Consider the following 23398-nt stretch of genomic DNA (forward strand, 5'->3'; position numbering starts at 1 on the left):
CGAGATAGGCATTAACATCGTGTTATTGGCCATGTTCAGCCTGCTGGAATGGGTTGGTGCTGGCAGCGTGCAGCAAGGCGACGTCGAGCGCAGCCATGAATTCGTGGACGCGGATCGGCTTGGTCAGATAGCGGAAGAACCCGGCCTGCAAGCCTTTTTCGATATCGCGCGGAACGGCATTCGCCGATAGCGCCAGTACCGGGATGTGCGCCGTGGCCGGGTCTTCGTGCAGGCGCTTGAGTGCGCCGTAGCCGCTGATGCCTGGCAGATTGATGTCCATCAGGATCACATCCGGCTGGTAGGCACGCGCCAGTTCGATGCCGAGGTGACCATCGATCGCGGTCAGCAGTTTCAAGTCGCCGCGGCGCGCGATCAATTGCTCGACCAACGCAAGATTGGCGGGATTGTCCTCGACGTACAGCAGGGTCGGCTGATCGTCCGGCAACCGGGCCGGTGTCTGCCTGCGCTCCAGCGTCACATCATCGATATTCTCGAGCGCCAGCGTGGGCGCGGCGGACGCCGTGAATTCGACCCAAAATACCGTCCCCAGCCCGACCACGCTGTCCACGCCCATGGCGCCGCCCATCAGTTCGACCAGCTGTTTGGTCACCACCAGCCCGATGCCGGTACCTTCCTCGACGCCGTCGTGCTGGCCGAGGCGATTGAAGGGCTGGAACAATTGCCCAAGCTGTTCCGCGGACAACCCGGCGCCGGTATCCTTGACACTGATCCGAACGCGGTCGTTGTCGCTCTTGGCGCACTGGACAGTCACGCTGCCGCCGATGCCGTTGTATTTGATCGCATTCGACAGCAGGTTGATCATGACCTGCTTGATCCGGGTGCGATCGGCGTGCACGTAGAACACGTTGTCGAGATCCGGGAAAGTCATCGCGATGCCACGCTTGGCGGCTTGCGGCTCGATCATGCCCTTGCAATCCTGCAGCACCTCATTGATCGACATCGATTCCTGCGACATCGTCACCTTGCCTGCTTCGATCATCGACAGGTCAAGAATCTCATTGATCAGGCGTAGCAAGTACCAGCCGCCCTTGAGGATCTGGTCGATGGAACGCTGCTGGCGCGGGCCGGGCGGCGGCATTTCCGACGCCATCAGTTGGGCAAAGCCGAGCACCGCATTGAGCGGCGTGCGCAATTCATGGCTCATGCTCGACAAGAACTCGGACTTCGCACGGTTGGCTTTCTCGGCGGCTTCGCGTGCCGCTTGCAACTCGACGTTGGTTTCCTGCAGGGCGTGCTCGAAATGCTTGCGCTCGGTGACATCGCGGGCTGCAGCAAACACGCCCTGCAATGTGCGGTCACGATCGTGAAACGTGGTCGCGTTGAAGGACACCACCGTCTGCTGGCCGTCGCGCGCCAATGCGGTCAGTTCGTAGTTCCTGACCTTGCCTTCGTTCAGCACGCGGGCAATTGCTTCCTCCGCACGCTCCGGCTCGGTAAAGCAGCTCTTGAATGGCGCGCCGATCAGTTCGTCCCTGGTGCGGCCTGTCAGCATTTCCATCTCATGGTTGACGTCGCTGATCATGCCGCGCGGGTCCGTCGTGATCAGTGGATCGATGTTCGATTCGATCAGCGAGCGGGTATAGAAATGCTGGTCGCGCAAGCGCTGGTCAAGCCGGGCCTGTTCAGCCTCGACCTCCTTGCGGGCCGTATTATCGGTGCCGATGAGCAGGAAACCGATCAGCTTGTTATCGGCGCCATGCAAGGCCGTAACGGACACCAGCGCCGGACAGCGCGTTCCGTCGGCGCGGATGTAGGTCAGTTCATGGATGTCCTCGATGCCTCGCATCGCCTTGTAGACCAGCGCATCGAAGCCAGGCCGGATTGCGACATTGAATTCTTTGCTCAGGGATGCGGCGCGTTCGATCAGTTCATGCGCATCCGAGATATTGGCAGGCGTCAGCTTGTTGATCACGTCCGTCGCGGCGTAGCCGAGCATGCGCTGCGCGCCCACATTGAAGATCTGGATCACGCCGTCGGCGTCGGTGGCGATACTCGAAAAGTTCGCGCTATTGAAAATGGCATCCTGCAACGCGCTTGTCTTCAACAGAGGGGCGACGATATTTCCGGCGTCCCGGGCCGCCTGCACGCGCGCCTGCCGCTTCGCCAGTGCGAACAAGCCGCCCAAAAAACACAGCAGCAATCCGATACTCGATTCGATGTGCAACGCCCTTGCCTCGCCGGTAGCGCCCTGCGTGAGCGCGAGGGCGCCCACCAGCAGCAGCACTGCGAACGTCGCCGCAAAGCCGATCACGACCAGGCGCTCGACAGGAAGAGGTTTGATGTTTTGCATAAGTAGATTCGATGTCCCGACAATGCGCCCAAGCCCCGGCGCCGGGGTGATGACAATGCGTTGTCAGGCAGCCTGGGCCGCCGGCTGCCGTTGGCGCGTGTCCGACAGCAAACGCGCAAATTCTTTCTTGACCACGCCGTAGCATTCGCACACATGCCGTTCCAGGCCGGCCCGGTCGAGCACCGTGATATGGCCGCGCCGGTAACTGATATAGCCACGTCCTTGCAGCCGGCCGGCAGCTTCCGTCACGCCCTCCCGCCGCACACCAAGCATGTTGGAGATCAGCTCCTGCGTCATCGTCAGTTCGTTGCTCGCGAGGCGATCCAGCGTGAGCAGCAGCCAGCGGCACAGTTGCTGCTCGACGGTGTGGTGGCGGTTGCACACAGCGGTCTGGGACATGTGCGTGAGCAGTGCCTGCGTGTAGCGCAACAACAGACGCATCACCGGGCCATTGCGATTGAATTCGTCCATCAGGATGCGCGCCGGTAGCCGATACCCGAAACCGCCGGTCTGGATGACGGCGCGGTTCGGGGTGCTACCCCCACCCATGAAGAGAGCGACACCCAGCATGCCCTCATTGCCGACCCCGGCAATTTCGGAGGAGCCGCCATTTTCCAGCAGGTAATGAATCGAAATGATCGCAGTGGTCGGGAAATAGACTTGATCCAGCTTGCCACCAGATTCGCACAGCACGTCGCCGAGCAGCAGGGGAACCAACTGAAGATGCGGGGAAAGGCGGGCGAATTCCGTGTCCAGCAGGGCCGCGAGAAGATGGTTCTGATTGGGGTCGTGCGCGGACTGCATATGCGGCGTTTCGGCTTTTCGGTCCGGCTGATTGTCTTGATATGCAGGATACCATAGCTGCGGACGTCAAAAATGAAGGACTACAACATTCTGTTTTAAGTTGTCGCAATGCGCGCTAAGCATGCCGGCGGGCCGTGCCGTTCGTCCCCGTGCATCGCGCGGAACAGCCCGGGACTCACGCCGAAGCGGCGCGCGAACGCCTTCGACAACTGGCCCGGCGTCGCATACCCCGCCTGCGCGGCCACCGTCTTCAGCGCCATCGACGTCTGCAGCAGCGTGCGCGCGTGGTCGAGGCGCAGCGTCTCGACGAAGCGCGCCGGCGTCTCGCCCAGCGCGTCCGTGAAGCGGCGGTGGAACGTGCGCGGCGACATGCCCGCGCGCGCCGCCAGGCTGGCCACGTCGAGTTCTTGGTCCAGGTGCGTGCGGATCCAGTCGACGAGGCCCGCGAACGGGCTGTCCGCCTTTTCCTGCGCCGCCAGCACGGTGCTGAACTGCGACTGGTAGCCGGGCCGGCGCGCATACAGCACGAGCCGGCGCGCGATGGCGTTGGCGACGGCGTCGCCCAGGTCGCGTGCGACGAGTGCCAGGCACATGTCGATGCCGGTGGTGACGCCGGCCGACGTCCACACGCGACCGTCCTCCACGTACAGCGCATTCGCATCGACGTCGACGCCGGGATGCCTGCGCCCGAGGATGTCCGTCGCTTCCCAATGCGTGGCGACGCGCTTGCCGTCCAGCAGACCGCAGGCGGCCAGCGCGAACGCGCCCGTGCACACGGACCCGTAGCGGCGCGCGCGGGCACAGGCGCGCTGCAGCCACGCTTGCGCGGCCGGGTCTTGCGCGAGCGCCTGCAAGCCGCGCTTGCTGCCGCCGGCGACCAGCACCGTGTCCATCGCGCCCGGCTTCACGGCGGCCAGCGGCGTCGTCACGACCGCCAGGCCGCAGTTCGTGGTCACCTGGCCGCCCCGCGGCGACAGGATGTGGATGCGATAGAACGCGCGCCCCGTGAGGTGGACGGCGGCGTCGTTGGCCGCGCCGAACACGGCGGCGGGGCCGGTGACGTCGAGCACCTGGACGTCGTCGAAGGCGATCAGGGCAACCTGGCGCGCTTTGGAAGGCCTGGATGGCATGGCAGGAATCGACACAAGTTTGACATTGCTGCCAATGCTAGCCGGTTCCTAGAATGGCGTCACCATCCATCGACAACGGAGCCTGCCATGACTGACACCCTGCACATCGGATTCCTGCTGTTCCCGCGCGTGACCCAGCTCGACCTGACCGGTCCCGCCCAGATCCTGAGCCGCGTCGCCGGCGCCCGGGTACACCTCGTGTGGAAGACGCGCGATCCGGTGCCGACCGACGTCGGCTTCACCATCAACCCCACGACCACCTTCGCCGACTGCCCGCAGCTGGACGTGCTGTGCGTGCCGGGCGGCTTCGGCATCGAAGACCTGTTCGGCGATGCCGACACGCTGGCCTTCCTGCGCCGTCAGGGACAGCACGCGCGCTATGTCACGTCCGTGTGCAACGGCTCGCTCGTGCTGGGCGCGGCCGGGCTGCTCGACGGCTACCGCTCCGCATGCCACTGGATCTGGTTGCCGTTCCTGACGCATTTCGGCGCCGTACCCGTCGCGGAGCGGATCGTGCGCGACCGTAACCGGATCTCGGGCGGCGGCGTGACGGCGGGGATCGACTTCGGCCTCGCGCTGGCGGCCGAACTGGCCGGCGACGACGCCGCGCGCATGATCCAGCTGGCGCTCGAATACGACCCGCAGCCGCCGTTCGATGCCGGCTCGCCGCAGGGCGCCGGCGCCGAGCTCGTGGCGCGCTACCGCGAGATGGTGGCACCGCGGCTGGCGCGGGTCGAGGCGGCGCTGGCGCAAGCGGCTGGGCTGTAAGAGATTGTCAGGAGCGTAAGCATTTGTAAATCGCGTCAACAGGGGAGCGTTCCTGGCCGTTTTCAGGCACAAGCGACGCGCAAACGTGGTCGCAGAAACCCAAAACTACCAAGGACCCTTCATCATGAAAAAAATCGTCGCCACCCTGATCGCCGGCCTGTTCGCCACCGCTGCTTTCGCCCAGACCCCGGCTCCGGCCCAGACGACCACGCCGGATTCGGCCACGCCGCCGGCCGTCGCCAAGGCCGAGGCGACGCACGAGAAACAGGAAGCGAAGAAGACCACGAAGCACGTGAAGAAGGCCAAGCACGCGAAGAAGGCCGAGACCAAGGAAGCCGCGAAGGATGCGGCGGCCGATACGACGGCGCCTGCTGCGACGAAGTGATGCATGGTGGGCACCCCGTGCCCACGTTACACCTTCAAGAACTCCTCGCGCCCGCCCAGCCACCGCTGCAGGTGCGCATCCACAATGGCCTCGGCTTCCGGCCGATCCGACTCCAGCAGCCACGCCGCCACGTCGCGCGCCTGTTCGACGATCCACTGGTCCGTCTCCAGGTTCGCGAAGCGCAGCATCGCCTGGCCGGACTGGCGCGCGCCGAGGAATTCGCCGGGGCCGCGGATTTCCAGGTCGCGCCGCGCGATCTCGAAGCCGTCCGTCGTCTCGCGCATCGTCATCAGGCGCTGTTTCGCCACGGGCCCCAGCGGGCTCTGATACAGCAGCAGGCACACGCTGGCCGCCGAACCCCGGCCCACGCGGCCGCGCAACTGGTGCAACTGCGACAGGCCGAAGCGCTCGGCGTGTTCGATCACCATCAGTGATGCATTGGGCACGTCCACGCCCACCTCGATCACCGTCGTCGCCACGAGCACGTGCACCTCGCCCGCGGAAAACGCGTCCATGATCACCTGCTTTTCCGCCGGCTTCATGCGGCCGTGCACGAGCCCGACGACGAGGTCGGGCAGCGCTTCCGCCAGCGTTTCGTACGTCTCGGTGGCCGTCTGCAGCTGCAGCGCTTCCGATTCCTCGATCAGCGGACAGACCCAGTACGCCTGCCGGCCTTCCTGCGCGGCCGCGTGCACGCGCTCGATCACTTCGTCGCGCCGGTTCTGGTCGATGGCGCGCGTGACGATGGGCGTGCGACCGGGCGGCAGTTCGTCGATGACGGAGACTTCCAGGTCGGCGTAATACGTCATCGCCAAGGTGCGCGGGATCGGCGTCGCCGACATCATCAACTGGTGCGGCACCAGCCCGTCCGACCCCTTGTTGCGCAGCGTGAGGCGCTGGCCGACGCCGAAGCGGTGCTGTTCGTCGACGAGCACGAGGCCGAGCTTCGCGAACTGCACGGAGTCCTGAATCAGCGCGTGCGTACCGATCACGAGCTGCGCCTCGCCCGATTCCGCCATCTCGCTGGCCGCCGTCTTTTCCTTCTTTTTCAGGCTGCCCGTCAGCCACGCGACCTTCACGCCCAGCGGTTCCATCCATGCGGCGATCTTGCGGAAGTGCTGCTCGGCCAGGATCTCCGTCGGCGCCATCAGCGCGGCCTGGTAGCCGCTGTCGATGGCCTGCGCGGCGGCGAGGGCCGCGACGACGGTCTTGCCGCTGCCGACGTCGCCCTGCAGCAGGCGCTGCATCGGGTAATCCTCGCGCAGGTCGCGGCGGATCTCTTCGACCACGCGCTGCTGCGCATTGGTCAGCTTGAACGGCAGGGCTTCCAGGAACGACGACGACAATGCGCCGACTGCACCGAGCACCGGCGCCCCTTTTTCGCGGCGTGCCTGCTGCGCGCGTTTCAGCGACAGCTGCTGCGCGAGCAGTTCGTCGAACTTCACGCGCGTCCACGCGGGGTGGCTGCGTTCCGTCAGCGCGTGTTCGTCGACGTCCGGCGGCGGGTAGTGCAGCAGACGCACGGCCGGCTGGAATTCGGCCAGGTTCAGCTTCTCGCGCACGGCACGCGGCACGGTGTCGGTCCAGTCCACGCGCTTCATCGCGTCCGCGATCGCGCGCCGCAATATCGTCTGCGACAGCCCTTCGCCCGCCGGGTACACGGGCGTGAGGGAGTTGGGGAGCGGCGCGCCCTCGTTGACGATCTTGTAGACCGGATGGACCATCTCGGCGCCGAAGAAACCATGCCGGATCTCGCTGCGGGCGCGCACCCGCGTGCCCTCGGCCAGCTGTTTCACCTGGCTGCCGTAGAAATTCATGAAGCGCAGCTGGATGTCGGACGTCTCGTCGGCGATGGTCACCAGCAGCTGGCGCCGCGGTTTATAGGCGATTTCGTTCTTCGTGACGACGCCTTCGACCTGCGACACGTGGCCGCCGCGCAGGCAGGCTTCGCGGATGGGGACGATCTGCGTCTCGTCCTCGTAGCGCATCGGCAGGTGCAGGACGAGGTCCATGTCCGTGCGCAGGCCGAGCTTGGCGAGCTTGCTCTCGATGCTTTTCGGTGCTTGTTTGGCTGCGGCTTTGGCCGCCGGTTTGGCGTTCGTGGCTGGCATGGCGGTTCGTTGGCGCGTGTTGTCGGCTTATCAGGATTTGGGCATAACGGTTATGGCCTGCGCCCGCCGGCCGGAATCCGGGTGTAAAATAATGGGTTCGCCGCACGCTGTAGCCCATATTGTAAGGCGGCTCGACGAGTTTTTCCCAGATGAGCAAAACGTACTCCCTCTCCGACTTCGATTTCGACCTGCCGCCCGAGCGCATCGCCCAGGTGCCGCTGCCCGACCGCAGCGCGTCGCGCCTGCTGCAGCTGGACGGCGACCGCATCACCGACCGTCAATTCTCCGACATCGTCGACCAATTGCAGGCCGGCGACACGCTCGTGATGAACAACACCCGGGTGCTGAAGGCCCGCTTCTTCGGCCAGAAGGACACCGGTGGCCAGGTCGAGGTGCTCGTCGAGCGCGTGCTCGACCCGCGCACCGTGCTCGCGCAGGTGCGCGCGTCGAAGTCGCCGAAGCCCGGCTCGCGCATCCGCCTCGCGGACGCGTTCGAGGTCGGCGTCGGCGAGCGTGCCGGCGAGTTCTTCACGCTGCACTTCGACGGCGACGTGTTCGAGCTGATCGAGGCCCACGGCCGCCTGCCCCTGCCGCCGTACATCGAGCATGACGCCGACGATTTCGACGAGCAGCGTTACCAGACGGTCTATTCATCGGCGCCGGGTGCCGTCGCCGCGCCGACCGCCGGCCTGCACTTCGACCAGGCGCTGCTCGACAAGGTCGCGGCCAAGGGCGTGCGCATCGCGTACGTGACGCTGCACGTGGGCGCCGGCACGTTCCAGCCCGTGCGCGTGGAAAATCTCGCCGAGCACAAGATGCACAGCGAGTGGTACACGATCCCGCAAGAGACCGTCGACGCCGTGCGCGCCGCGCAGGACGCGGGCCGTGACGTCGTCGCCGTGGGCACGACGTCGCTGCGCGCACTGGAGTCGGCGTCGCAGTTGGGCGCCCTTGCGGCCGGCAGCGGCGACACCAACCTGTTCATCACCCCGGGTTACCTGTTCAAGACGGTTACCCGGCTGATCACGAACTTCCACCTGCCCAAGTCGACGCTGATGATGCTCGTCTCGGCCTTTGCCGGCTACGACGAGATCCGCGCCGCGTACGCGCACGCGATCGCCAGCGAATACCGCTTCTTCAGCTACGGCGACGCGATGCTGCTGACGACGCACTCACGCGCAAACAAGAATTGAACCATGCTCGAATTTACCCTTCTTAAAAAAGACACGAGCGGCCTGTCGCACGCCCGCCGCGGCCGTTTAAAACTGAACCACGGCACCATCGAGACGCCGATCTTCATGCCCGTCGGGACCTATGGCTCCGTCAAGGCGATGGCGCCGAACGAGCTGAAGGAAGTGGGCTCGCAGATCATCCTCGGCAACACGTTCCACCTGTGGCTGCGCCCGGGCACGGACGTCATGGACAAGTTCGGCGGCCTGCACGGCTTCATGGGCTGGGACAAGCCGATCCTCACCGACTCCGGCGGCTTCCAGGTGTTTTCGCTGGGCGCGATGCGCAAGATCACGGAAGAGGGCGTGAAGTTCGCGTCCCCGATCGACGGCTCGCGCCTGTTCCTGTCGCCGGAAATCTCGATGCAGATCCAGCGCTCGCTGAACTCGGACATCGTCATGCAGTTCGACGAGTGCACGCCATACGAGATCGACGGCCGCCCGGCGACCGCCGAGGAAGCGGCCAAGTCGATGCGCATGTCGCTGCGCTGGGCCCAGCGCTCGATGAACGAATTCAGCAAGGGCGAGAACCCGAACGCGCTGTTCGGCATCGTCCAGGGCGGCATGTACGAGCGCCTGCGCGACGAATCCCTCGCCGGCCTGGAAGAGATTAATTTCCCGGGCCTGGCCATCGGCGGCCTGTCGGTGGGCGAGCCGAAGGAAGACATGATGCGTGTGCTGCAGCACGTCGGCCCGCGCCTGCCGGAAAACAAGCCGCACTACCTGATGGGCGTCGGCACGCCGGAAGACCTCGTGGAAGGCGTGGCGAACGGCGTCGACATGTTCGACTGCGTGATGCCGACCCGGAACGCGCGTAACGGCTGGCTGTTCACCCGCTTCGGCGACCTCAAGATCAAGAACGCCCGCTACAAGGACGACCAGTCGCCGCTGGACGAGTCGTGCTCGTGCTACTGCTGCAAGAATTTCTCGCGCGCGTACCTGCACCACCTGCACCGCTCCAAGGAGATCCTGGGCGCGCGCCTGAATACCATCCACAACCTGCATTACTACCTGAACCTCATGCAGGAGATCCGCGACGCCATCGATGCGGATCGGTTCCACGCCTTCCGCCTGAAATTCAACGCCGACCGCGCCCGCGGCGTGTAAACAATTAAATTTCCGATAATATCTTGCATTTCGGCATGCCAGTTCCCACATCGGGGGAATTGGCTGTTGCCAGTTTGCCGGTGCTAGAATACAGCGCTTGTTTTTTCATCTTATACAATCGGAGTCCTTGTGTTCATTTCCAACGCTTACGCGCAAACCGCCGGTGCAGCCGATCCGGGTCTGATGGGTAACCTCACCACGTTCGCCCCGCTGATCCTGATGTTCGTGGTCATGTACTTCCTCATGATCCGTCCGCAGCAGAAGCGCCAGAAAGAACTGAAAACCATGATGGACGCGCTGGCCAAGGGCGACGAAGTCATCACCGTCGGCGGCATGCTGGGCCGCGTGACCAAGGTCACCGACACGTACGTGACCGTCGAAGTGTCGGCCGGCACCGAAGTGGTCGTGCAGAAGAACGCCGTGACCGCGCTGCTGCCGAAGGGCACGCTGAAGTCCCTGTAATCCGGCCGCGCGGCCTGCGCGCCGCGCTTCCCGCCCGATCCTGAACGCTGGAACATCATGAATCGTTACCCCCTCTGGAAGTACATACTGATCCTCGTGACAGTACTCGTTGGCCTGCTGTACACGGCGCCCAACTATTTCGTCGACTCGCCGGCACTGCAGGTGACGACCTCCAAGGCGACCGTCAAGGTCAACAGCGACACGGCTGCCCGGGTTGCCGAAGCGCTCAAGCGTGACGGTATTCCTGCCGAAGCCGTGGGTCTGGAAGGCTCGGGCGACAGCGCTTCGGTGCGCGCGCGCTTCGCGACCCCCGATATCCAGTTCAAGGCCAAGGCGGCGCTGGAGCGCGACCTGAACCGTGACCCGGCCGACCCCGACTACATCGTCACCGTCAACCTGGTCAAGAACACGCCGGCCTGGATGCAGGCCATCAACGCCAAGCCGCTGAACCTGGGCCTCGACCTGCGCGGCGGCGTGCACTTCCTGCTGCAGGTGGATGCGAAGGCCGTGGAGGAAACCCGCATCAAGGGCGTCCTGTCCAGCGTCCGCAGCGAGCTGCGCGACAAGAACATCCGCCACGCCGGCATCGACCGCGTCGGCAACAATGTCGAGATCAAGTTCCGCGACGAAGCCACCCGTACGCAGGCGCGCAACGTGCTGGCCGCGCAGAACGCCGACCTGGCGTTCTCCGACGCCGCCGACGGCTCCGACCTGAAGCTGGTCGTCACCCTGAAGCCGGCCGCACTGCAGCGCGTGGTGGAAGAGGGCGTCAAGCAGAACATCAGCGCGCTGAGCAAGCGTATCAACGAACTGGGCGTGAGCGAGCCCGTGATCCAGCAACAGGGCCGCGACCGCATCGTCGTCCAGCTGCCGGGCGTGCAGGACGTCGCCCACGCGAAGGACATCATCGGCCGTACCGCCACGCTGGAATTCCGCGTGACCGACGATACCGTCACGCCGGGCACCGAGCTGTCCGCCGCGATCCCGCTGAATTCGGAACTGTTCACCGAAGGCGCCGGCGCACCGGTCGTCGTGTCGAAGGACGTCCTCGTGAGCGGCGATTCGGTCATCAACGCCGTCGCCGGCTTCGACCAGAACCAGCGTCCGGCCGTGAACATCGAGCTGAACGCTGACGGCGGCCGCAAGATGCGCGCGATGACCCGCGAGCGCGTCGGCAAGCGCATGGCCACGCTGCTGAAGGAAAAAGGCAAGTACAACGTGCTGCAGGTCGCGACCATCCAGAGCGAATTCGGTTCGAACTTCCAGACGACCGGCATGGCCAGCCCGCAGGCCGCCGCCGAGCTGGCGCTGCTGCTGCGCTCCGGCGCGCTGTCGGCCCCGATGGAATTCGTCGAGGAACGCGTCGTCGGTCCGCAGCTGGGCGCCGAGAACATCGCCAAGGGCCTGCACTCCACGCTGTGGGGCTTCGTGGCCATCGCGATCTTCATGATCATCTATTACCAGCTGTTCGGCTTCTTCAGCGTCGTCGCGCTCGCGTGCAACCTGCTGTTCCTGCTCGCGCTGCTGTCGATGCTGGGCGCGACCCTGACCCTGCCGGGTATCGCGGCAATCGCGCTGGCGCTGGGTATGGCGATCGACGCCAACGTGCTGATCAACGAGCGCATCCGCGAGGAGCTGCGGGCGGGTAATACACCGCAGGCGGCCATCTCGGCCGGCTTCAGCCACGCGTGGGCGACCATTCTCGACTCGAACGTGACGACCCTGATCGTCGGCCTGGCACTGCTGGTGTTCGGTTCGGGCGCCGTGCGCGGCTTCGCCGTCGTGCACTGCCTGGGCATCCTGACGTCGATGTTCTCGGCCGTGTTCCTGTCGCGCGGCGTCGTGAACCTGTGGTACGGCCGCAAGAAGAAGCTCGGCAAGCTCGCCATCGGCACCGTGTGGAACGCGGATGCCGCCGCGGCCAAGACGGCCGTCAAGAAAGGATAACCGGGGTAGACCATGGAATTTTTCAAGATTAAACGGGACATCCCGTTCATGCGCCACGCGTTGATCTTCAACGTGATCTCGGCGCTGACCTTCGTCGCCGCAGTGTTCTTCCTGGTGACCAAGCACCTGCACTTCTCGGTCGAGTTCACGGGCGGTACCGTGATGGAGCTGCGCTATCCGCACGCGGCCGACCAGGAAAAGATCCGCCACACGCTGGAAAAACTGGGTTACGAGCAGCCGGAAGTAACGAGCTTCGGCACCGCGCAGGACGTCATGCTGCGCCTGCCGATCCGCAAGGACGTCGCCGGTTCGGGCACGTCGGCGACTGTCTTCAACGCGCTGTGCGCGGCCGAAGCCGGCACGCCGAAGCAGATCGAGCAGACCAGCGACAAGGGCGAGAAAGTCGCCCGCACCAGCTGCGTCAACGCGGCCGGCGCGGAAGTGCTGAGCCAGCAGCGCGTGGAATTCGTCGGCCCGCAGGTCGGCGACGAGCTCGCGCAGAACGGCCTGAACGCCCTGATCATGGTCGTCGTCGGCGTGATGATCTACCTGGCCGTGCGCTTCGAGTGGAAGTTCGCCGTCGCGGCGATCGTCGCCAACCTGCACGACGTCGTCATCATCCTGGGCTTCTTCGCCTTCTTCCAGTGGGAATTCTCGCTGACCGTGCTGGCCGCCGTGCTGGCCGTGCTGGGCTACTCCGTGAACGAATCGGTCGTGATCTTCGACCGGATCCGCGAGACCTTCCGCAAGGAGCGCAAGCTGTCCGTGACCCAGGTCATCGACCACGCGATCACGAGCACGATCTCGCGTACGATCATCACCCACGGCTGTACCGAGATGATGGTCCTGTCGATGCTGTTCTTCGGCGGCCAGACGCTGCACTACTTCGCGATCGCGCTGACCATCGGTATCCTGTTTGGTATCTACTCGTCCGTGTTCGTCGCGGCCGCCATCGCCATGTGGCTGGGCGTCAAGCGCGAAGACCTGATCAAGCCGATCAAGGCCAAGGACGAAACGGACGGCGCCGTCGTGTAAGTACGCGCATCGTCTTCGGTACAAAAAAAGCCGCCCGGCCTGGCCGTGGCGGCTTTTGTTTTTACTATGTGTGAAACAGCGCACAGAGCGCTGACACAAGGCGGCCGTAAGATGGACTCGTCTCTTTCAGGACATCCCTAGTTTTGGACTTCACCCGCTCCCGCAAGGAGCGGGTTTTTTTTTATCAGGCCGGCGGCAGCGGAATCCCTTCCTACACCGCTGCGGTAGGTCAAGTCGCTGGCATTGTCCCGGGGTTGTTCGTCTATTGCCTCCATGGTGAACCGAAGCTGAACAGAAAGCTGGGCTTATATCGGTTCAAAGATTGGACGCTACCGAATTTACCTCTACATTGTCAGTGTGTAGCAACCAAGGTGGGTGGCCCGTCCTTTTTGCGCTTGGGCACGAATTAGTCAAAATATTTAACAAATGTGAGTTCACGCACAGAGTGCACGCGCCGTGGGAACTAAGATGGACTCGTCTCTTTCAGGACATCCCTAGTTTTGGACTTTGCCCACTCCCCGGAGTGGGCATTTTTTTTATCCGGATGCCATAAAAAAAACGTCGTCCATGCTTGCGCAGGGACGACGCCGGTGCAGCAGACCCGTTGCCGGGTCCGGGGAGGGGAATCGGAATCAGAAACCGTATTTCAGGCCGACGGTGTAGACATCGGCCTTGGCGCCGAATGCCTTGTCCTTGCCGTAGCGTTCGTACTCGGCGTTCAGGGCCAGATTCTGGTTCAGCTTGTACTCGACGCCGACGCCGCCGTACAGGCCGGTGTCGTAGCTGTTGACCTGACCCAGGGTGCTGCTGCTGTACTTGCGCTCGTTGTACGAGACGCCCAGCTTGCCGTAGCCGGTGAAGCGCTCGCCCAGCGGCATGCTGTACTTGCCGGCGACATAGGTGCCGGAACCTCTCACGTTGCCGAGGGAAGTGTCCTGCTTGTCGAAGTTCGTGTAGCCGGCTTCGACGCCCCAGTTCTGGTCGAATTCATAGCCGCCGTAGATCTTGGCGTTCGTGTGGTAGTCGTCGGTCGACTTGTTGTCCGCGGTGGCGGCGCCGATGCCGACGTAGGCGTGCGGCGTGGTGGTCTGGGCTTGTGCGACGCCGGCGACGGCGGAGGTGGCGATCAGTGCGAGCAGCAGTTTCTTCATGGTTCACTCCTTGGTGTTCTAGGGCTCGCGATTCGTCGTGAATCGCAATATGGCCAAGATAGCACCATGTTTCCCTAAGAGAAGTTCTTAAACGGTAAGGAATGTAACAAGATGAAAGTAAGTGACTGAAAAGTCACATATGGTCGAAACGACGCCGGCCGCATGCAGCGGCCGGTGTCGACGTGAACGTGAGAACGGGAATCAGGCCAACGCGGCCGTGAGGCTGTGCACTTCATCCTCCGATTCCTGGAGGATGGTTTTCAGCGTGCCTTCGCCGACGGCGAAGTCGATGGTGGCGCCCACCTGGATGCCGGACACGCCGGTATCGCGTTCCAGCAGCGGCGATGCGACGGGAGACAGGTCGTTTGCCAGCAGCAGCGTGTCGCCCAGCGTTTCCGGCGGCAGCGCGCGCATCCCGTTCCACAGCGCCTCGATGGCGCCCATCACGGGGGCGGGCACGCCCAGCTTGAGCAGGACGCCGCGGCCGATGGCGGTTTCGCCGTGCTCGATCCATTCGTCGGCGCCGCCGTCGAGCAGGCCCGGGAACTCGGGCGCGCGCGACAGCAGATAAAAGCCGCCGACCTCGTGCACGATGCCGGCGAACATCGCCGTTTCCGGATCGACGAACGACACGCGCCGCGCGATCACCTGCGACAACGCGGCCACGTGGGTCGAGTGGAGCCACAGTCGATCGGCCTTGGCGCGCAACTCGGGATCGTGGATTTCGCTCGCCAGCTGGCGCACGATGACGGCGGCGGCGAGCGCGCCCAGCGTGCGGAAGCCGACGCGCTGCACGGCCGCCTTGACGTTGGTGACGTCGTTGCCGAAGCGGTTATAGGCGGCCGAGTTGGCGATGGCGACGGTGCGGGCGGCCAGCAACGGCTCCGTCTGCACGAGACGCGCCGCTTCGTCGATGTGGCATTCCGGATCGGTCAGCGCGCGCTGCAGCTTGAGCGTCGCGTCGACGTGGGTAGGGAAGTGGAGGTCGCCGCGCCCGGCCTGCGCGGCAATGCTCTTGAGGGCGTCGATTCTGTCCATGGGAAAAAATTATACCCCCAGGAACTTCGTCAAGGCTCGCTGAAAATGGCGTCGCAGCCGTCTTTCGGTTCCTCGGTGTCCTGCAGCTCGTCGACGAGGCCGAGGTCGAACAATTCCTCGACCGCGTTCATGAAGCTGTTCAGGGTGGCGGCGCCGATCAGGCGGTAGATCTCGCCGTCATCGTTGCGCACGCCGATCACCATCGGTTCCTCGCGCACTTCGGCGGGCGATGCCACGTCCAGCAGCAGGTTGCCGATGATGTGCTTGTCGAAATGAGGCGGCTTTTTGCCTTCCAGTAGTGCTGTATTCATATCATCCTTCGTCGGCGGGAACGTGCCCGCCCGGTGTGACCAGGCCCGGCGCATCGAGCCGGGTGCGCAGCCGGCGCAGCGCGTGGTCAAGTTGTTCGAAATCGCCGTCGCCATAATCGGCGAACAGCTGCTTGCCGTGTGCGACCACGGCCGGAAACACGGTGCGGAACAGGCACTCCCCGTCCGCCGTCAGGCGCACGAGGAACGAGCGCTTGTCGTCGCAATTGCGCGCGCGTTCCACGAGTCCCTTCTGTTCGAGGCGGTCGATGACGCCGGTCAGCGTCCCCTTCGTGATCAGGGTCCGCTCGCCCAGTTCCTTGTAGGTCATGCCGGGCGTGTTGCCGAGGGTGGCGATGATGTCGAATTGCGGATGCGTCAGCCCATGCCGGCGCACCGGTTCGGCGACGAAGCGCTCGAACCCTTGCAGGCATTCGGCCAGCAGGCGCACACTCTTCAGATATCGTTCACCCATGAAACGATTATAGCCGCCAGCGCGGGCCGGCCCCAGTCTTCGTCGTTGCGGCCGGGTCCGGTACCATAGCAATCTTGCCAGAATTTATTTCACGTTTCATGACCCAGCATCTGCGCGGCATCCTCGCCCTCGTCGTCGTCGTCCTCGTGTGGGGGACGACGTTTCCTGCGATGAAGGAACTGACGGCTTATTTTTCTCCCGTCTGGATCATTTTGACCCGTTTCGCCATCGCGACGGCGCTCTTGTCGCCGTTCCTGTGGCGCGCACGCCGCACGGACCTGATGCTGGGCGGCATACTCGGCTTGCTGCTGTTCTTCTGCTACCTGTTCCAGGTGGAAGGTCTCGCGTTGACGACCTCGAACCGCAACGCCTTCATCTGCGGCCTCAACGTGCTCGTCGTGCCGCTGCTGGGCCTGCTCGGCGGACGCCTGCCGGAACGCCGCATCGTCATCGCGCTGTTGCTCGCGATCGCGGGGCTCGTGGCGCTGTGCTGGGATGGCGGGGGCGGCTGGGGCCGCGGCGACACGCTCGCGCTGCTGGCCGCGCTCACGTTCGGCGCCTACATCAAGGTCATGGAGGTGTATACGCGGCGCGCCGTCCGCCTGATGGCCGTGACGGCCGCGCAGATCGGTACCGTCGCCCTGTGCGCGGCGCTGTGGTTGTTCGCGCGCGAGGTGCCGCGGGGCAGCATCGACGTGGCGTCCGATGCCGCCAACTACTGGGCCTACATCGGCCACGGGCTGCTTCACTATTCGCCGAATTTCGCCTATCTCGGCGTGCTGTGCACGGCCGCCATCATCTCGATGCAGGCGTGGGGCCAGGCGCGCACGAGCGCCAACGAGGCGGCCGTCATCTATGCGTTCGAGCCCGGCGGCGCCGCGTTTTTCGCATATTTCTGGCTGGGCGAGGCGATGGGCGGCCGGGGCTGGCTCGGCGCGGCTTTGTTGATCTCCGGTATGATAGTCAGTCAATGGAATGCCGAAAGCCGGCCGACCGCCGCGCTCGCCCCCGAGTGATGATCCCTCATTGTCCAGCTCATTTTCCTAATGCAGCAACTTGAATTATCCCGCCTCGCGCTAGAGGCGCCGCTGCGCGTGCTGCTCGTGCATGCGGGCGAGCCGGATTCGCTGACGTGGTCCGGCCTCGTGCAGCCGCTGCGCCTCGCGGCCAAGGTGCTGGGGCCTGAACGCCTGCACGTGGACGTGCGCACCCCCGACAAATTCGCGGCCGACCAGCGCCACTGGCATCTCGTGCTGCTCGTCGCCGACGAGGCCGAGGCGGGGCTGCGTCCCGCCAACCTGCGCACCGTGATCTCCCGCTGCCGCGCGGCGCCGTGCTGGGGCGGCGTCGGCGCGGGCGTGCTGTGGCTGGCGGAGGCGGGCGCGCTGAACGGTGCGCGCGCCGCGTTGCCGTGGTCGCTGTATCCCGACGTCGACATGCGCGCCGACCAGGCCCTGCTGAGTCCGCACCTGTACGAGATCGACGGTGCGCGCCTGACGTCCTGCGGCGGCGCGGCCAGCATCGACTTCGCGCTGACCCTCGTCGACCTGTTGTTCGGCGCGACGGTCCAGGCGCAGGTGAAGGAAATCCTGTGCGTCGACCGCGTGCGCGGCCCGGACGAACGCCAGCGCGTCGCGCTGCAGGCGCGCTTCGGCGTGCTGCAGCCCAAACTGACGGAAGCCGTCACCCTGATGGAAGCGAACATCGAGGAACCGCTGTCGACCGACGACATCGCCCAGCTGGCGGGCGTGTCCCGCCGCCAGCTGGAGCGGCTGTTCAAGCAATACCTGGGCAGCCTGCCGTCGCGCTACTACCTCGAACTACGCCTGCAACGGGCGCGCCAGCTGCTGCGCGACACCAACTACTCCATCGTGCAGGTGGGGCTGATGTGCGGCTTCTCGTCCGGCTCCCACTTCTCTACCGCCTTCGGCGCCCTGTTCGGCAATACGCCCCGCGAAGAACGCCAGCGCAAGCTCAGCCAATAAATTCGGGGTCAGAGCACATTATTTTTGCGACGTCGCCGACGTTGACCGACATAGACCGAGCATCGCCGCGGCTTGGCCGAAGTTTGGAAATTAATGGGACCTGACCCCGAATCTGAGCAATTGTTGCTCGTCCAAAAATGAAAATGCCTGTCGCAGTTTGGAAAGAACGGCAACGATTGGCTTCTCTATAATGAGTCGCTCGGCGCGGCTGCTGGAGTCCGCGCAACCTTTTATTTGGATGAGGAAAACGTCATGAATGCTAAGCTCGACTCGGGTGTCGCCACGCGGCCTGTCACACGCCAGACTTTCGACGAGGTGCTCGTCCCGACCTACGCACCCGCCGCGATGGTGCCCGTGCGCGCGTCGGGCCTGGACGTCTGGGACCAGGACGGCAAGCATTACCTCGACTTCACCTCCGGCATCGCCGTCAGCAGCCTGGGTCATTGCAACCCGGTCGTCGTCGAGGCGCTGACCCGCCAGGCCACCACGCTCTGGCACGTCGGCAACGGCTACACGAACGAGCCGGTCCTGCGCCTGGCGTCGGCCCTGATCGAGGCCACGTTCGCCGACCGCTGCTTCTTCGCCAACTCGGGCGCGGAAGCCAACGAAGCCGCCCTGAAGCTGGCGCGCAAGTACGCGCACGGCAAGTTCGGCCCGCACAAGTCGCGCATCGTGTCGTGCTATTCCTCGTTCCACGGCCGCACGCTGTTCACCGTGTCGGTCGGCGGCCAGTCGAAGTACACCGAAGGCTTCGAGCCGCTGCCGCCGGAAATCAACCACATCAACTACAACGACATCGAGTCCGCACGCGCCGCCATCGGCGATGACGTGGCCGCCGTGATCGTCGAGCCGATCCAGGGCGAGGGTGGCGTGATCCCGGGCGACATCGAATTCCTCAAAACGCTGCGCGAACTGTGCGACAAGACCGGCGCCCTGCTGATCTTCGACGAAGTGCAGTCGGGCGTGGGCCGCACCGGCACCTTCTACGACTACATGAACGTGGGCGTGACCCCGGACGTGCTGACCTCGGCCAAGGCGCTGGGCAACGGCTACCCGATCGGCGCCATGCTGACCACCAACGAGATCGCGCAGTACCTGGCCGTCGGCAGCCACGGCACCACGTACGGCGGCAACCCGCTGGCGACGTCGGTGGCGCTGGCCGTGATCGAGCAGATCAACCAGCCGGCCTTCCTGGCGCGCGTGCGCGAGGCGAGCGGCAAGATCGTCGCGAACCTGGAGAAGCTGGCCACCGACTACCCGCAGCTGTTCACCAAGCCGCGCGGCAAGGGCCTGCTGCTCGGCCTGCCGATGGCCGAAGGCTACAAGGGCAAGTCGAAGGACTACACGAAGGTCGCGGAAAAGCTCGGCCTGATGCTGCTGATCGCCGGTCCGGACGTCGTCCGCCTGGCACCGGCGCTGGTCGTCTCCGACGAGCAGATCGCGGACGCGGATCGCATCATGCGCCAGGCCGCCGACGCGTTCCTCGCCGGCTGATACGCCTGCACCACCCGGCCGGAAGGGGGCCACCCCAGCCCGGCCGGCTCCGTTCGTTCGATGCCTTTGTCGGGAGAATCCATGTATGTAGTTCGTCCGGTAGAACCAGCGGATGTCGGCGCCCTCGAGACGCTGCTCGCCGCGTCCACGCCGGGAGTGCACACCCTGCCGCGCACGCGCGAAAAGATCGCCGCGTTCGTGGAGCGTTCCGTGGCGTCGTTCGCCGCCCACGTCGACATTCCCAGCGAAGAGTCCTACCTGTTCGTGCTCGAAGACGTCGACAGCCGCGAGCTGGTCGGCACCGCCGCGATCCACGCGTCGGCCGGTTCGAACGGCACTTATTTCGCGTTCCGCAACGATGTGATCCAGCAGGTCTCGCGCGACCTGAACATCAGCCACAGCGTGCACGCGCTGACCCTTTGCTCGGAGCTGACGGCGTATTCGCAGCTGTCCGGCTTTTATATTCGCGACCGCGACACGGCGCGGCGCGAAGCCGCGCTGCTGTCGCGCGCCCGATTGTTATATGCCGTGCTGGCGCCGCACCGTTTCGGCGACCGCTTCTTCGTGCCGCTGGCCGGCGTCACCGACGAGGGCGGCCAGTCGCCGTTCTGGGATGCGCTGGGCCGCAAGTTCTTCAAGATGGACTTCCTCGATGCGGAGCGCACGATCGGCGGCGCCCGTAACCGCACGCTGATCGTCGAGCTGATGCCGCACTACCCCGTGTACGTGCCGCTGCTGCCCGGCCCCGCGCAGGCCGTGATGGGCCAGATCCACCCGAGCGGCGAACTCGCGTTCGACCTGCTGACGGAAGAGGGCTTCGAGGCCGACGAATACATCGACATCTTCGACGGCGGTCCGATCCTGCAGGCGCACAAGCACGCGCTGCGGTCGTTCTCCGGCTCGATGGTGAAGAAGGTCGCGAACGCCGAACTGCAGCCGCCCACGCGCGGCGGCAAGGCCGCGATGGTGAATTACGCGGTGGCCAGCAGCGAGCGCAAGTTCCGCGCGATCGTGCTGCCGTGCGACCCGGCCGAGAGCTCCGAATCCATCTGCCTGCCGCCCGCGGCACGCGAGGCGTTAGGCAGAGAGACCGGCGACAGCGTCATCTGCGTACGTATCTGACGCTTTGGAAAACTATGAGGAACCCATGCTCGTAATCCGCGCAATCACCCTGAACGACATCGATCCGCTGATCGAGATGGCGCGCCAGGTCGGCAGCGGCATGACCACGCTGAAGCCGGACCGCGCCATGCTGGGCGAGCGCGTCGAGACCGCGGTGGCATCGTTCGCGCAGACGATCCCGCCCGAGGAACGCGACTACATGTTCGTGATGGAAGACACGTCCAACGGCCGCCTGGCCGGCGTGTGCGCCATCAAGGCCGCCGTCGGCCTCACGGAGCCGTTTTATAACTACCGCATCGGCACGCTGGTGCATTCCAGCCGCGAACTGGGCGTGTTCACGCGCATGGACACGCTGTACCTGTCCAACGACCTGACCGGTTCCACGGAACTGTGCTCGCTGTTCCTGATGCCGGAATACCGCACGGGCTACAACGGCAAGTGGCTGTCCAAGAGCCGCTTCCTGTTCATGGCCCAGTTCCAGCACCTGTTCACGGAAAAGATCATCGCCGAGATGCGTGGCTACCAGGCGGAGGACGGCACGTCGCCGTTCTACGAGGGGCTCGGCCGCCACTTCTTCAAGATGGATTTCAACCACGTCGACGGCCTCACGGCACTCGGCAAGAAATCGTTCATCGCGGAGCTCATGCCGCGCCAGCCGCTGTACGTGGCGTACCTGCCGGAAGACGCGCAGGCCGTGATCGGCCAGGTGCACCGCTCCACGCTCCCGGCGCGCAAGCTGCTGGAACAGGAAGGCATGCACTACGAGGGTTACGTCGACATCTTCGACGCGGGCCCCGTGTTGCAGGGCCGCGTGGCCGAGCTGCGCGCCGTGCGCGACAGCGTGCTGACCACGGCCGAGGAAGGCCAACCGGACGGCGAGTGCGAAGTCACGCTCGTCTCCAACACGAAGCTCGACGATTTTCGCATGGTCCTTACCCAGGCCTGCGACGGCGGCCGCAAGGTCGCGCTATCCGTGCGCGAACTCCAACTGCTGCATTGCCAGCCGGGCGACCTTATCCGCTCGCTGGCCCTCAACGTAAGGAAGAACAATGGCTAACGTCTCTAACTTTATCGGCGGTGAATGGCTGGCCGGCTCCGGTCCCCAGCTCGACACGATCGACCCGTCCACCGGCCGCCAGACCTGGACCAGCAACGAATCCACGGCAGAAGATGTGGACCGCGCCGTAAAAGCCGCGCGCGCCGCGTTCGAAGACTGGGCGCTCACGCCGCTCGAACAACGCATCGCCATCTGCCAGCGCTTCCGCGACCTGCTCAAGGAGCACAACGAGGAACTCGCCGCGATCATCGCCGAGGAAGTGGGCAAGCCGCTGTGGGAAGCCCGCACGGAAGTGACGACGATGGCCAACAAGGTCGACATCTCGGTGCAGTCGCATGCCGCGCGCACGGGCGAAACGGCTGCGAAGGTCGCCGACGGCAACGCCGTGCTGCGCCACCGTCCGCACGGCGTGTTCGGCGTGTTCGGACCCTATAACTTCCCCGGCCACCTGCCGAACGGCCACATCGTGCCCGCGCTGATCGCGGGGAACACGCTCGTGTTCAAGCCGAGCGAATATGCGCCGCGCACCGCCGTGCGTACCGTGCAGCTGTGGGAACAGGCCGGCCTGCCGCAGGGTGTGCTGAACCTCGTGAACGGCGGCCGCGCGACCGGCGTCGCGCTGTCGCAGCACCCGGATGTGGACGGCATCCTGTTCACCGGCAGCAGCCAGACGGGCGTCGCGCTGCATAAACAGTTCGGCGGCCAGCCGGGCAAGATGCTGGCGCTGGAAATGGGCGGCAACAACCCGCTCGTCGTCTGGGACGTGCAGGAGGATGAGAAAATGCGGGACGCGGCCGTGCACCACGCCGTCATGTCCGCGTTCATCTCCGCCGGCCAGCGCTGCACGTGTGCGCGCCGCCTGATCGTGCAGGACACGCCGGAAGGCCAGGCCTTCATCGACCGCCTCGTGGACGTGGCGAGCAAGCTCGCGGTCGGTCCGTCGAATGCGGAGCCGCAGCCGTTCATGGGCCCCGTCGTCTCGGCCGCCGTGGCGAAACGCCTCGTGCAGGCGCAAGAGATGATGGAAGCGCAGGGCGGTAACGTTTTGCTGCGCATGCGCCAGCTCGATCCGAACGCGGGCTTCGTCACCGCCGGTATCGTCGACGTGACGGATGCGACGGGCATCCCGGACGAAGAGTGGTTCGGACCGCTGCTGCAGATTGTCCGCGTGGCCGATTTCGACGCCGCCATCGACGCCGCCAACGCGACGGAATACGGTCTCGCCGCCGCGCTACTGTCGCCGTCGGAAGAGCTGTGGAAGCGCTTCGCGATCAAGGCGCGCGCGGGCGTCGTCAACTGGAACCGTCCGACGACGGGCGCCGCCAGCTCCGCGCCGTTCGGCGGCGTGGGCAAGTCCGGCAACCATCGTCCGAGCGCCTATTACGCGGCCGACTACTGCGCGTACCCGGTCGCCTCGATCGAAACGTCCGAGCTGGAAATGCCGGCGAAACTGTCCCCGGGCCTTAACTTCTGAACGAT

General features: G+C 64.9%; 21 protein-coding genes. 13 read left to right on the plus strand and 8 right to left on the minus strand.

Annotation, left to right across the window (positions count from 1 at the left end):
* Positions 1-22: 22 nt before the first annotated feature.
* From ACEN9G_RS14750 to ACEN9G_RS14760, 3 genes are all read right to left on the minus strand, one after another.
* Entirely contained in the window at positions 23-2311 is a 2289-nt protein-coding gene (locus tag ACEN9G_RS14750) for a PAS domain-containing hybrid sensor histidine kinase/response regulator (RefSeq protein ID WP_413337091.1), read from the minus strand.
* A 63-nt stretch (positions 2312-2374) separates the two neighbouring features.
* The gene (locus tag ACEN9G_RS14755; protein ID WP_413337090.1) at positions 2375-3115 is read right to left on the minus strand and encodes a Crp/Fnr family transcriptional regulator; all 741 of its coding nucleotides are present in this window, start codon (positions 3113-3115) and stop codon (positions 2375-2377) included.
* A 95-nt stretch (positions 3116-3210) separates the two neighbouring features.
* Positions 3211-4245 carry a GlxA family transcriptional regulator gene (locus ACEN9G_RS14760; protein ID WP_413337089.1) on the minus strand — a complete coding sequence of 345 codons (1035 nt, stop codon included), beginning with the start codon at positions 4243-4245 and terminating at the stop codon, positions 3211-3213.
* A gap of 87 nt (positions 4246-4332) precedes the next feature.
* On the opposite strand from ACEN9G_RS14760, the gene ACEN9G_RS14765 reads away from it, so the two are divergent.
* Both ACEN9G_RS14765 and ACEN9G_RS14770 read left to right on the plus strand, forming a co-directional pair.
* The gene (locus tag ACEN9G_RS14765) at positions 4333-5013 is read left to right on the plus strand and encodes a DJ-1/PfpI family protein (RefSeq protein ID WP_413337088.1); all 681 of its coding nucleotides are present in this window, start codon (positions 4333-4335) and stop codon (positions 5011-5013) included.
* Positions 5014-5137: 124 nt separating this feature from the next.
* Positions 5138-5398 (plus strand): hypothetical protein, encoded by a 261-nt coding sequence (locus ACEN9G_RS14770; protein WP_160410841.1) that lies wholly within the window; start codon positions 5138-5140, stop codon positions 5396-5398.
* A 26-nt stretch (positions 5399-5424) separates the two neighbouring features.
* Here ACEN9G_RS14770 and recG read toward each other — a convergent pair whose 3' ends face one another.
* A complete protein-coding gene (recG, locus tag ACEN9G_RS14775; RefSeq protein WP_413337087.1) occupies positions 5425-7509 on the minus strand; it encodes an ATP-dependent DNA helicase RecG in 2085 nt (694 codons plus the stop codon).
* Positions 7510-7658: 149 nt separating this feature from the next.
* On the opposite strand from recG, the gene queA reads away from it, so the two are divergent.
* The 5 genes from queA to secF all read left to right on the plus strand — a co-directional run bounded on the left by queA (position 7659) and on the right by secF (position 13289).
* The gene (gene queA / locus ACEN9G_RS14780) at positions 7659-8702 is read left to right on the plus strand and encodes a tRNA preQ1(34) S-adenosylmethionine ribosyltransferase-isomerase QueA (protein ID WP_413337086.1); all 1044 of its coding nucleotides are present in this window, start codon (positions 7659-7661) and stop codon (positions 8700-8702) included.
* Between the two features lie 3 nt (positions 8703-8705).
* Positions 8706-9845: a tRNA guanosine(34) transglycosylase Tgt gene (gene tgt, locus ACEN9G_RS14785; RefSeq protein ID WP_413337085.1), complete on the plus strand. Its 1140-nt coding sequence runs from the start codon at positions 8706-8708 to the stop codon at positions 9843-9845.
* Positions 9846-9974: 129 nt separating this feature from the next.
* Entirely contained in the window at positions 9975-10307 is a 333-nt protein-coding gene (yajC, locus tag ACEN9G_RS14790; protein WP_056123750.1) for a preprotein translocase subunit YajC, read from the plus strand.
* Positions 10308-10364: 57 nt separating this feature from the next.
* Positions 10365-12254: a protein translocase subunit SecD gene (secD, locus tag ACEN9G_RS14795; RefSeq protein ID WP_413337084.1), complete on the plus strand. Its 1890-nt coding sequence runs from the start codon at positions 10365-10367 to the stop codon at positions 12252-12254.
* Positions 12255-12266: 12 nt separating this feature from the next.
* On the plus strand, positions 12267-13289 hold the full coding sequence (gene secF / locus ACEN9G_RS14800) for a protein translocase subunit SecF (RefSeq protein ID WP_413337083.1): 1023 nt from the start codon (positions 12267-12269) through the stop codon (positions 13287-13289).
* A gap of 632 nt (positions 13290-13921) precedes the next feature.
* On the opposite strand, the gene ACEN9G_RS14805 is transcribed toward secF, so the two are convergent.
* The 4 genes from ACEN9G_RS14805 to ACEN9G_RS14820 all read right to left on the minus strand — a co-directional run bounded on the left by ACEN9G_RS14805 (position 13922) and on the right by ACEN9G_RS14820 (position 16261).
* Complete coding sequence (locus tag ACEN9G_RS14805) at positions 13922-14440, minus strand: porin family protein (protein ID WP_413337082.1); 519 nt, start codon at positions 14438-14440, stop codon at positions 13922-13924.
* Between the two features lie 201 nt (positions 14441-14641).
* Positions 14642-15478: an HDOD domain-containing protein gene (locus ACEN9G_RS14810; protein ID WP_413337081.1), complete on the minus strand. Its 837-nt coding sequence runs from the start codon at positions 15476-15478 to the stop codon at positions 14642-14644.
* Positions 15479-15507: 29 nt separating this feature from the next.
* Complete coding sequence (locus ACEN9G_RS14815) at positions 15508-15789, minus strand: hypothetical protein (RefSeq protein ID WP_056123771.1); 282 nt, start codon at positions 15787-15789, stop codon at positions 15508-15510.
* A 1-nt stretch (position 15790) separates the two neighbouring features.
* A complete protein-coding gene (locus ACEN9G_RS14820) occupies positions 15791-16261 on the minus strand; it encodes a MarR family winged helix-turn-helix transcriptional regulator (RefSeq protein ID WP_413337080.1) in 471 nt (156 codons plus the stop codon).
* 98 nt (positions 16262-16359) lie between these two features.
* On the opposite strand from ACEN9G_RS14820, the gene ACEN9G_RS14825 reads away from it, so the two are divergent.
* The 6 genes from ACEN9G_RS14825 to astD all read left to right on the plus strand — a co-directional run bounded on the left by ACEN9G_RS14825 (position 16360) and on the right by astD (position 23393).
* The gene (locus ACEN9G_RS14825; RefSeq protein WP_413337079.1) at positions 16360-17277 is read left to right on the plus strand and encodes a DMT family transporter; all 918 of its coding nucleotides are present in this window, start codon (positions 16360-16362) and stop codon (positions 17275-17277) included.
* Between the two features lie 30 nt (positions 17278-17307).
* Positions 17308-18246 (plus strand): GlxA family transcriptional regulator, encoded by a 939-nt coding sequence (locus ACEN9G_RS14830; RefSeq protein WP_413337078.1) that lies wholly within the window; start codon positions 17308-17310, stop codon positions 18244-18246.
* 252 nt (positions 18247-18498) lie between these two features.
* Positions 18499-19740, plus strand: a complete 1242-nt coding sequence (locus ACEN9G_RS14835; RefSeq protein WP_413337077.1) for an acetylornithine/succinyldiaminopimelate transaminase — start codon at positions 18499-18501, stop codon at positions 19738-19740.
* An 81-nt stretch (positions 19741-19821) separates the two neighbouring features.
* Positions 19822-20862: an arginine N-succinyltransferase gene (locus tag ACEN9G_RS14840; RefSeq protein ID WP_413337076.1), complete on the plus strand. Its 1041-nt coding sequence runs from the start codon at positions 19822-19824 to the stop codon at positions 20860-20862.
* Between the two features lie 25 nt (positions 20863-20887).
* The gene (gene astA, locus ACEN9G_RS14845) at positions 20888-21919 is read left to right on the plus strand and encodes an arginine N-succinyltransferase (protein ID WP_413337075.1); all 1032 of its coding nucleotides are present in this window, start codon (positions 20888-20890) and stop codon (positions 21917-21919) included.
* A complete protein-coding gene (gene astD, locus ACEN9G_RS14850) occupies positions 21912-23393 on the plus strand; it encodes a succinylglutamate-semialdehyde dehydrogenase (RefSeq protein ID WP_413337074.1) in 1482 nt (493 codons plus the stop codon). The genes astA and astD overlap by 8 nt, the downstream gene beginning before the upstream one ends.
* Positions 23394-23398: the final 5 nt, after the last annotated feature.

The organism is Massilia sp. Masssp94 (assembly GCF_059491305.1).

Excerpts from the sequence above, each read along its gene's own strand:
- ACEN9G_RS14835 (WP_413337077.1), top strand. The coding sequence starts at position 18,499 with ATGAATGCTAAGCTCGACTCGGGTGTCGCCACGCGGCCTGTCACACGC.
- astA (WP_413337075.1), top strand. The coding sequence starts at position 20,888 with ATGCTCGTAATCCGCGCAATCACCCTGAACGACATCGATCCGCTGATC.
- ACEN9G_RS14830 (WP_413337078.1), top strand. The coding sequence starts at position 17,308 with ATGCAGCAACTTGAATTATCCCGCCTCGCGCTAGAGGCGCCGCTGCGC.
- ACEN9G_RS14755 (WP_413337090.1), bottom strand. The coding sequence starts at position 3,115 with ATGCAGTCCGCGCACGACCCCAATCAGAACCATCTTCTCGCGGCCCTG.
- ACEN9G_RS14765 (WP_413337088.1), top strand. The coding sequence starts at position 4,333 with ATGACTGACACCCTGCACATCGGATTCCTGCTGTTCCCGCGCGTGACC.
- ACEN9G_RS14760 (WP_413337089.1), bottom strand. The coding sequence starts at position 4,245 with ATGCCATCCAGGCCTTCCAAAGCGCGCCAGGTTGCCCTGATCGCCTTC.
- ACEN9G_RS14805 (WP_413337082.1), bottom strand. The coding sequence starts at position 14,440 with ATGAAGAAACTGCTGCTCGCACTGATCGCCACCTCCGCCGTCGCCGGC.
- queA (WP_413337086.1), top strand. The coding sequence starts at position 7,659 with ATGAGCAAAACGTACTCCCTCTCCGACTTCGATTTCGACCTGCCGCCC.
- recG (WP_413337087.1), bottom strand. The coding sequence starts at position 7,509 with ATGCCAGCCACGAACGCCAAACCGGCGGCCAAAGCCGCAGCCAAACAA.
- ACEN9G_RS14750 (WP_413337091.1), bottom strand. The coding sequence starts at position 2,311 with ATGCAAAACATCAAACCTCTTCCTGTCGAGCGCCTGGTCGTGATCGGC.
- secD (WP_413337084.1), top strand. The coding sequence starts at position 10,365 with ATGAATCGTTACCCCCTCTGGAAGTACATACTGATCCTCGTGACAGTA.
- ACEN9G_RS14770 (WP_160410841.1), top strand. The coding sequence starts at position 5,138 with ATGAAAAAAATCGTCGCCACCCTGATCGCCGGCCTGTTCGCCACCGCT.
- secF (WP_413337083.1), top strand. The coding sequence starts at position 12,267 with ATGGAATTTTTCAAGATTAAACGGGACATCCCGTTCATGCGCCACGCG.
- astD (WP_413337074.1), top strand. The coding sequence starts at position 21,912 with ATGGCTAACGTCTCTAACTTTATCGGCGGTGAATGGCTGGCCGGCTCC.
- tgt (WP_413337085.1), top strand. The coding sequence starts at position 8,706 with ATGCTCGAATTTACCCTTCTTAAAAAAGACACGAGCGGCCTGTCGCAC.
- ACEN9G_RS14810 (WP_413337081.1), bottom strand. The coding sequence starts at position 15,478 with ATGGACAGAATCGACGCCCTCAAGAGCATTGCCGCGCAGGCCGGGCGC.
- ACEN9G_RS14840 (WP_413337076.1), top strand. The coding sequence starts at position 19,822 with ATGTATGTAGTTCGTCCGGTAGAACCAGCGGATGTCGGCGCCCTCGAG.
- ACEN9G_RS14820 (WP_413337080.1), bottom strand. The coding sequence starts at position 16,261 with ATGGGTGAACGATATCTGAAGAGTGTGCGCCTGCTGGCCGAATGCCTG.
- ACEN9G_RS14825 (WP_413337079.1), top strand. The coding sequence starts at position 16,360 with ATGACCCAGCATCTGCGCGGCATCCTCGCCCTCGTCGTCGTCGTCCTC.
- ACEN9G_RS14815 (WP_056123771.1), bottom strand. The coding sequence starts at position 15,789 with ATGAATACAGCACTACTGGAAGGCAAAAAGCCGCCTCATTTCGACAAG.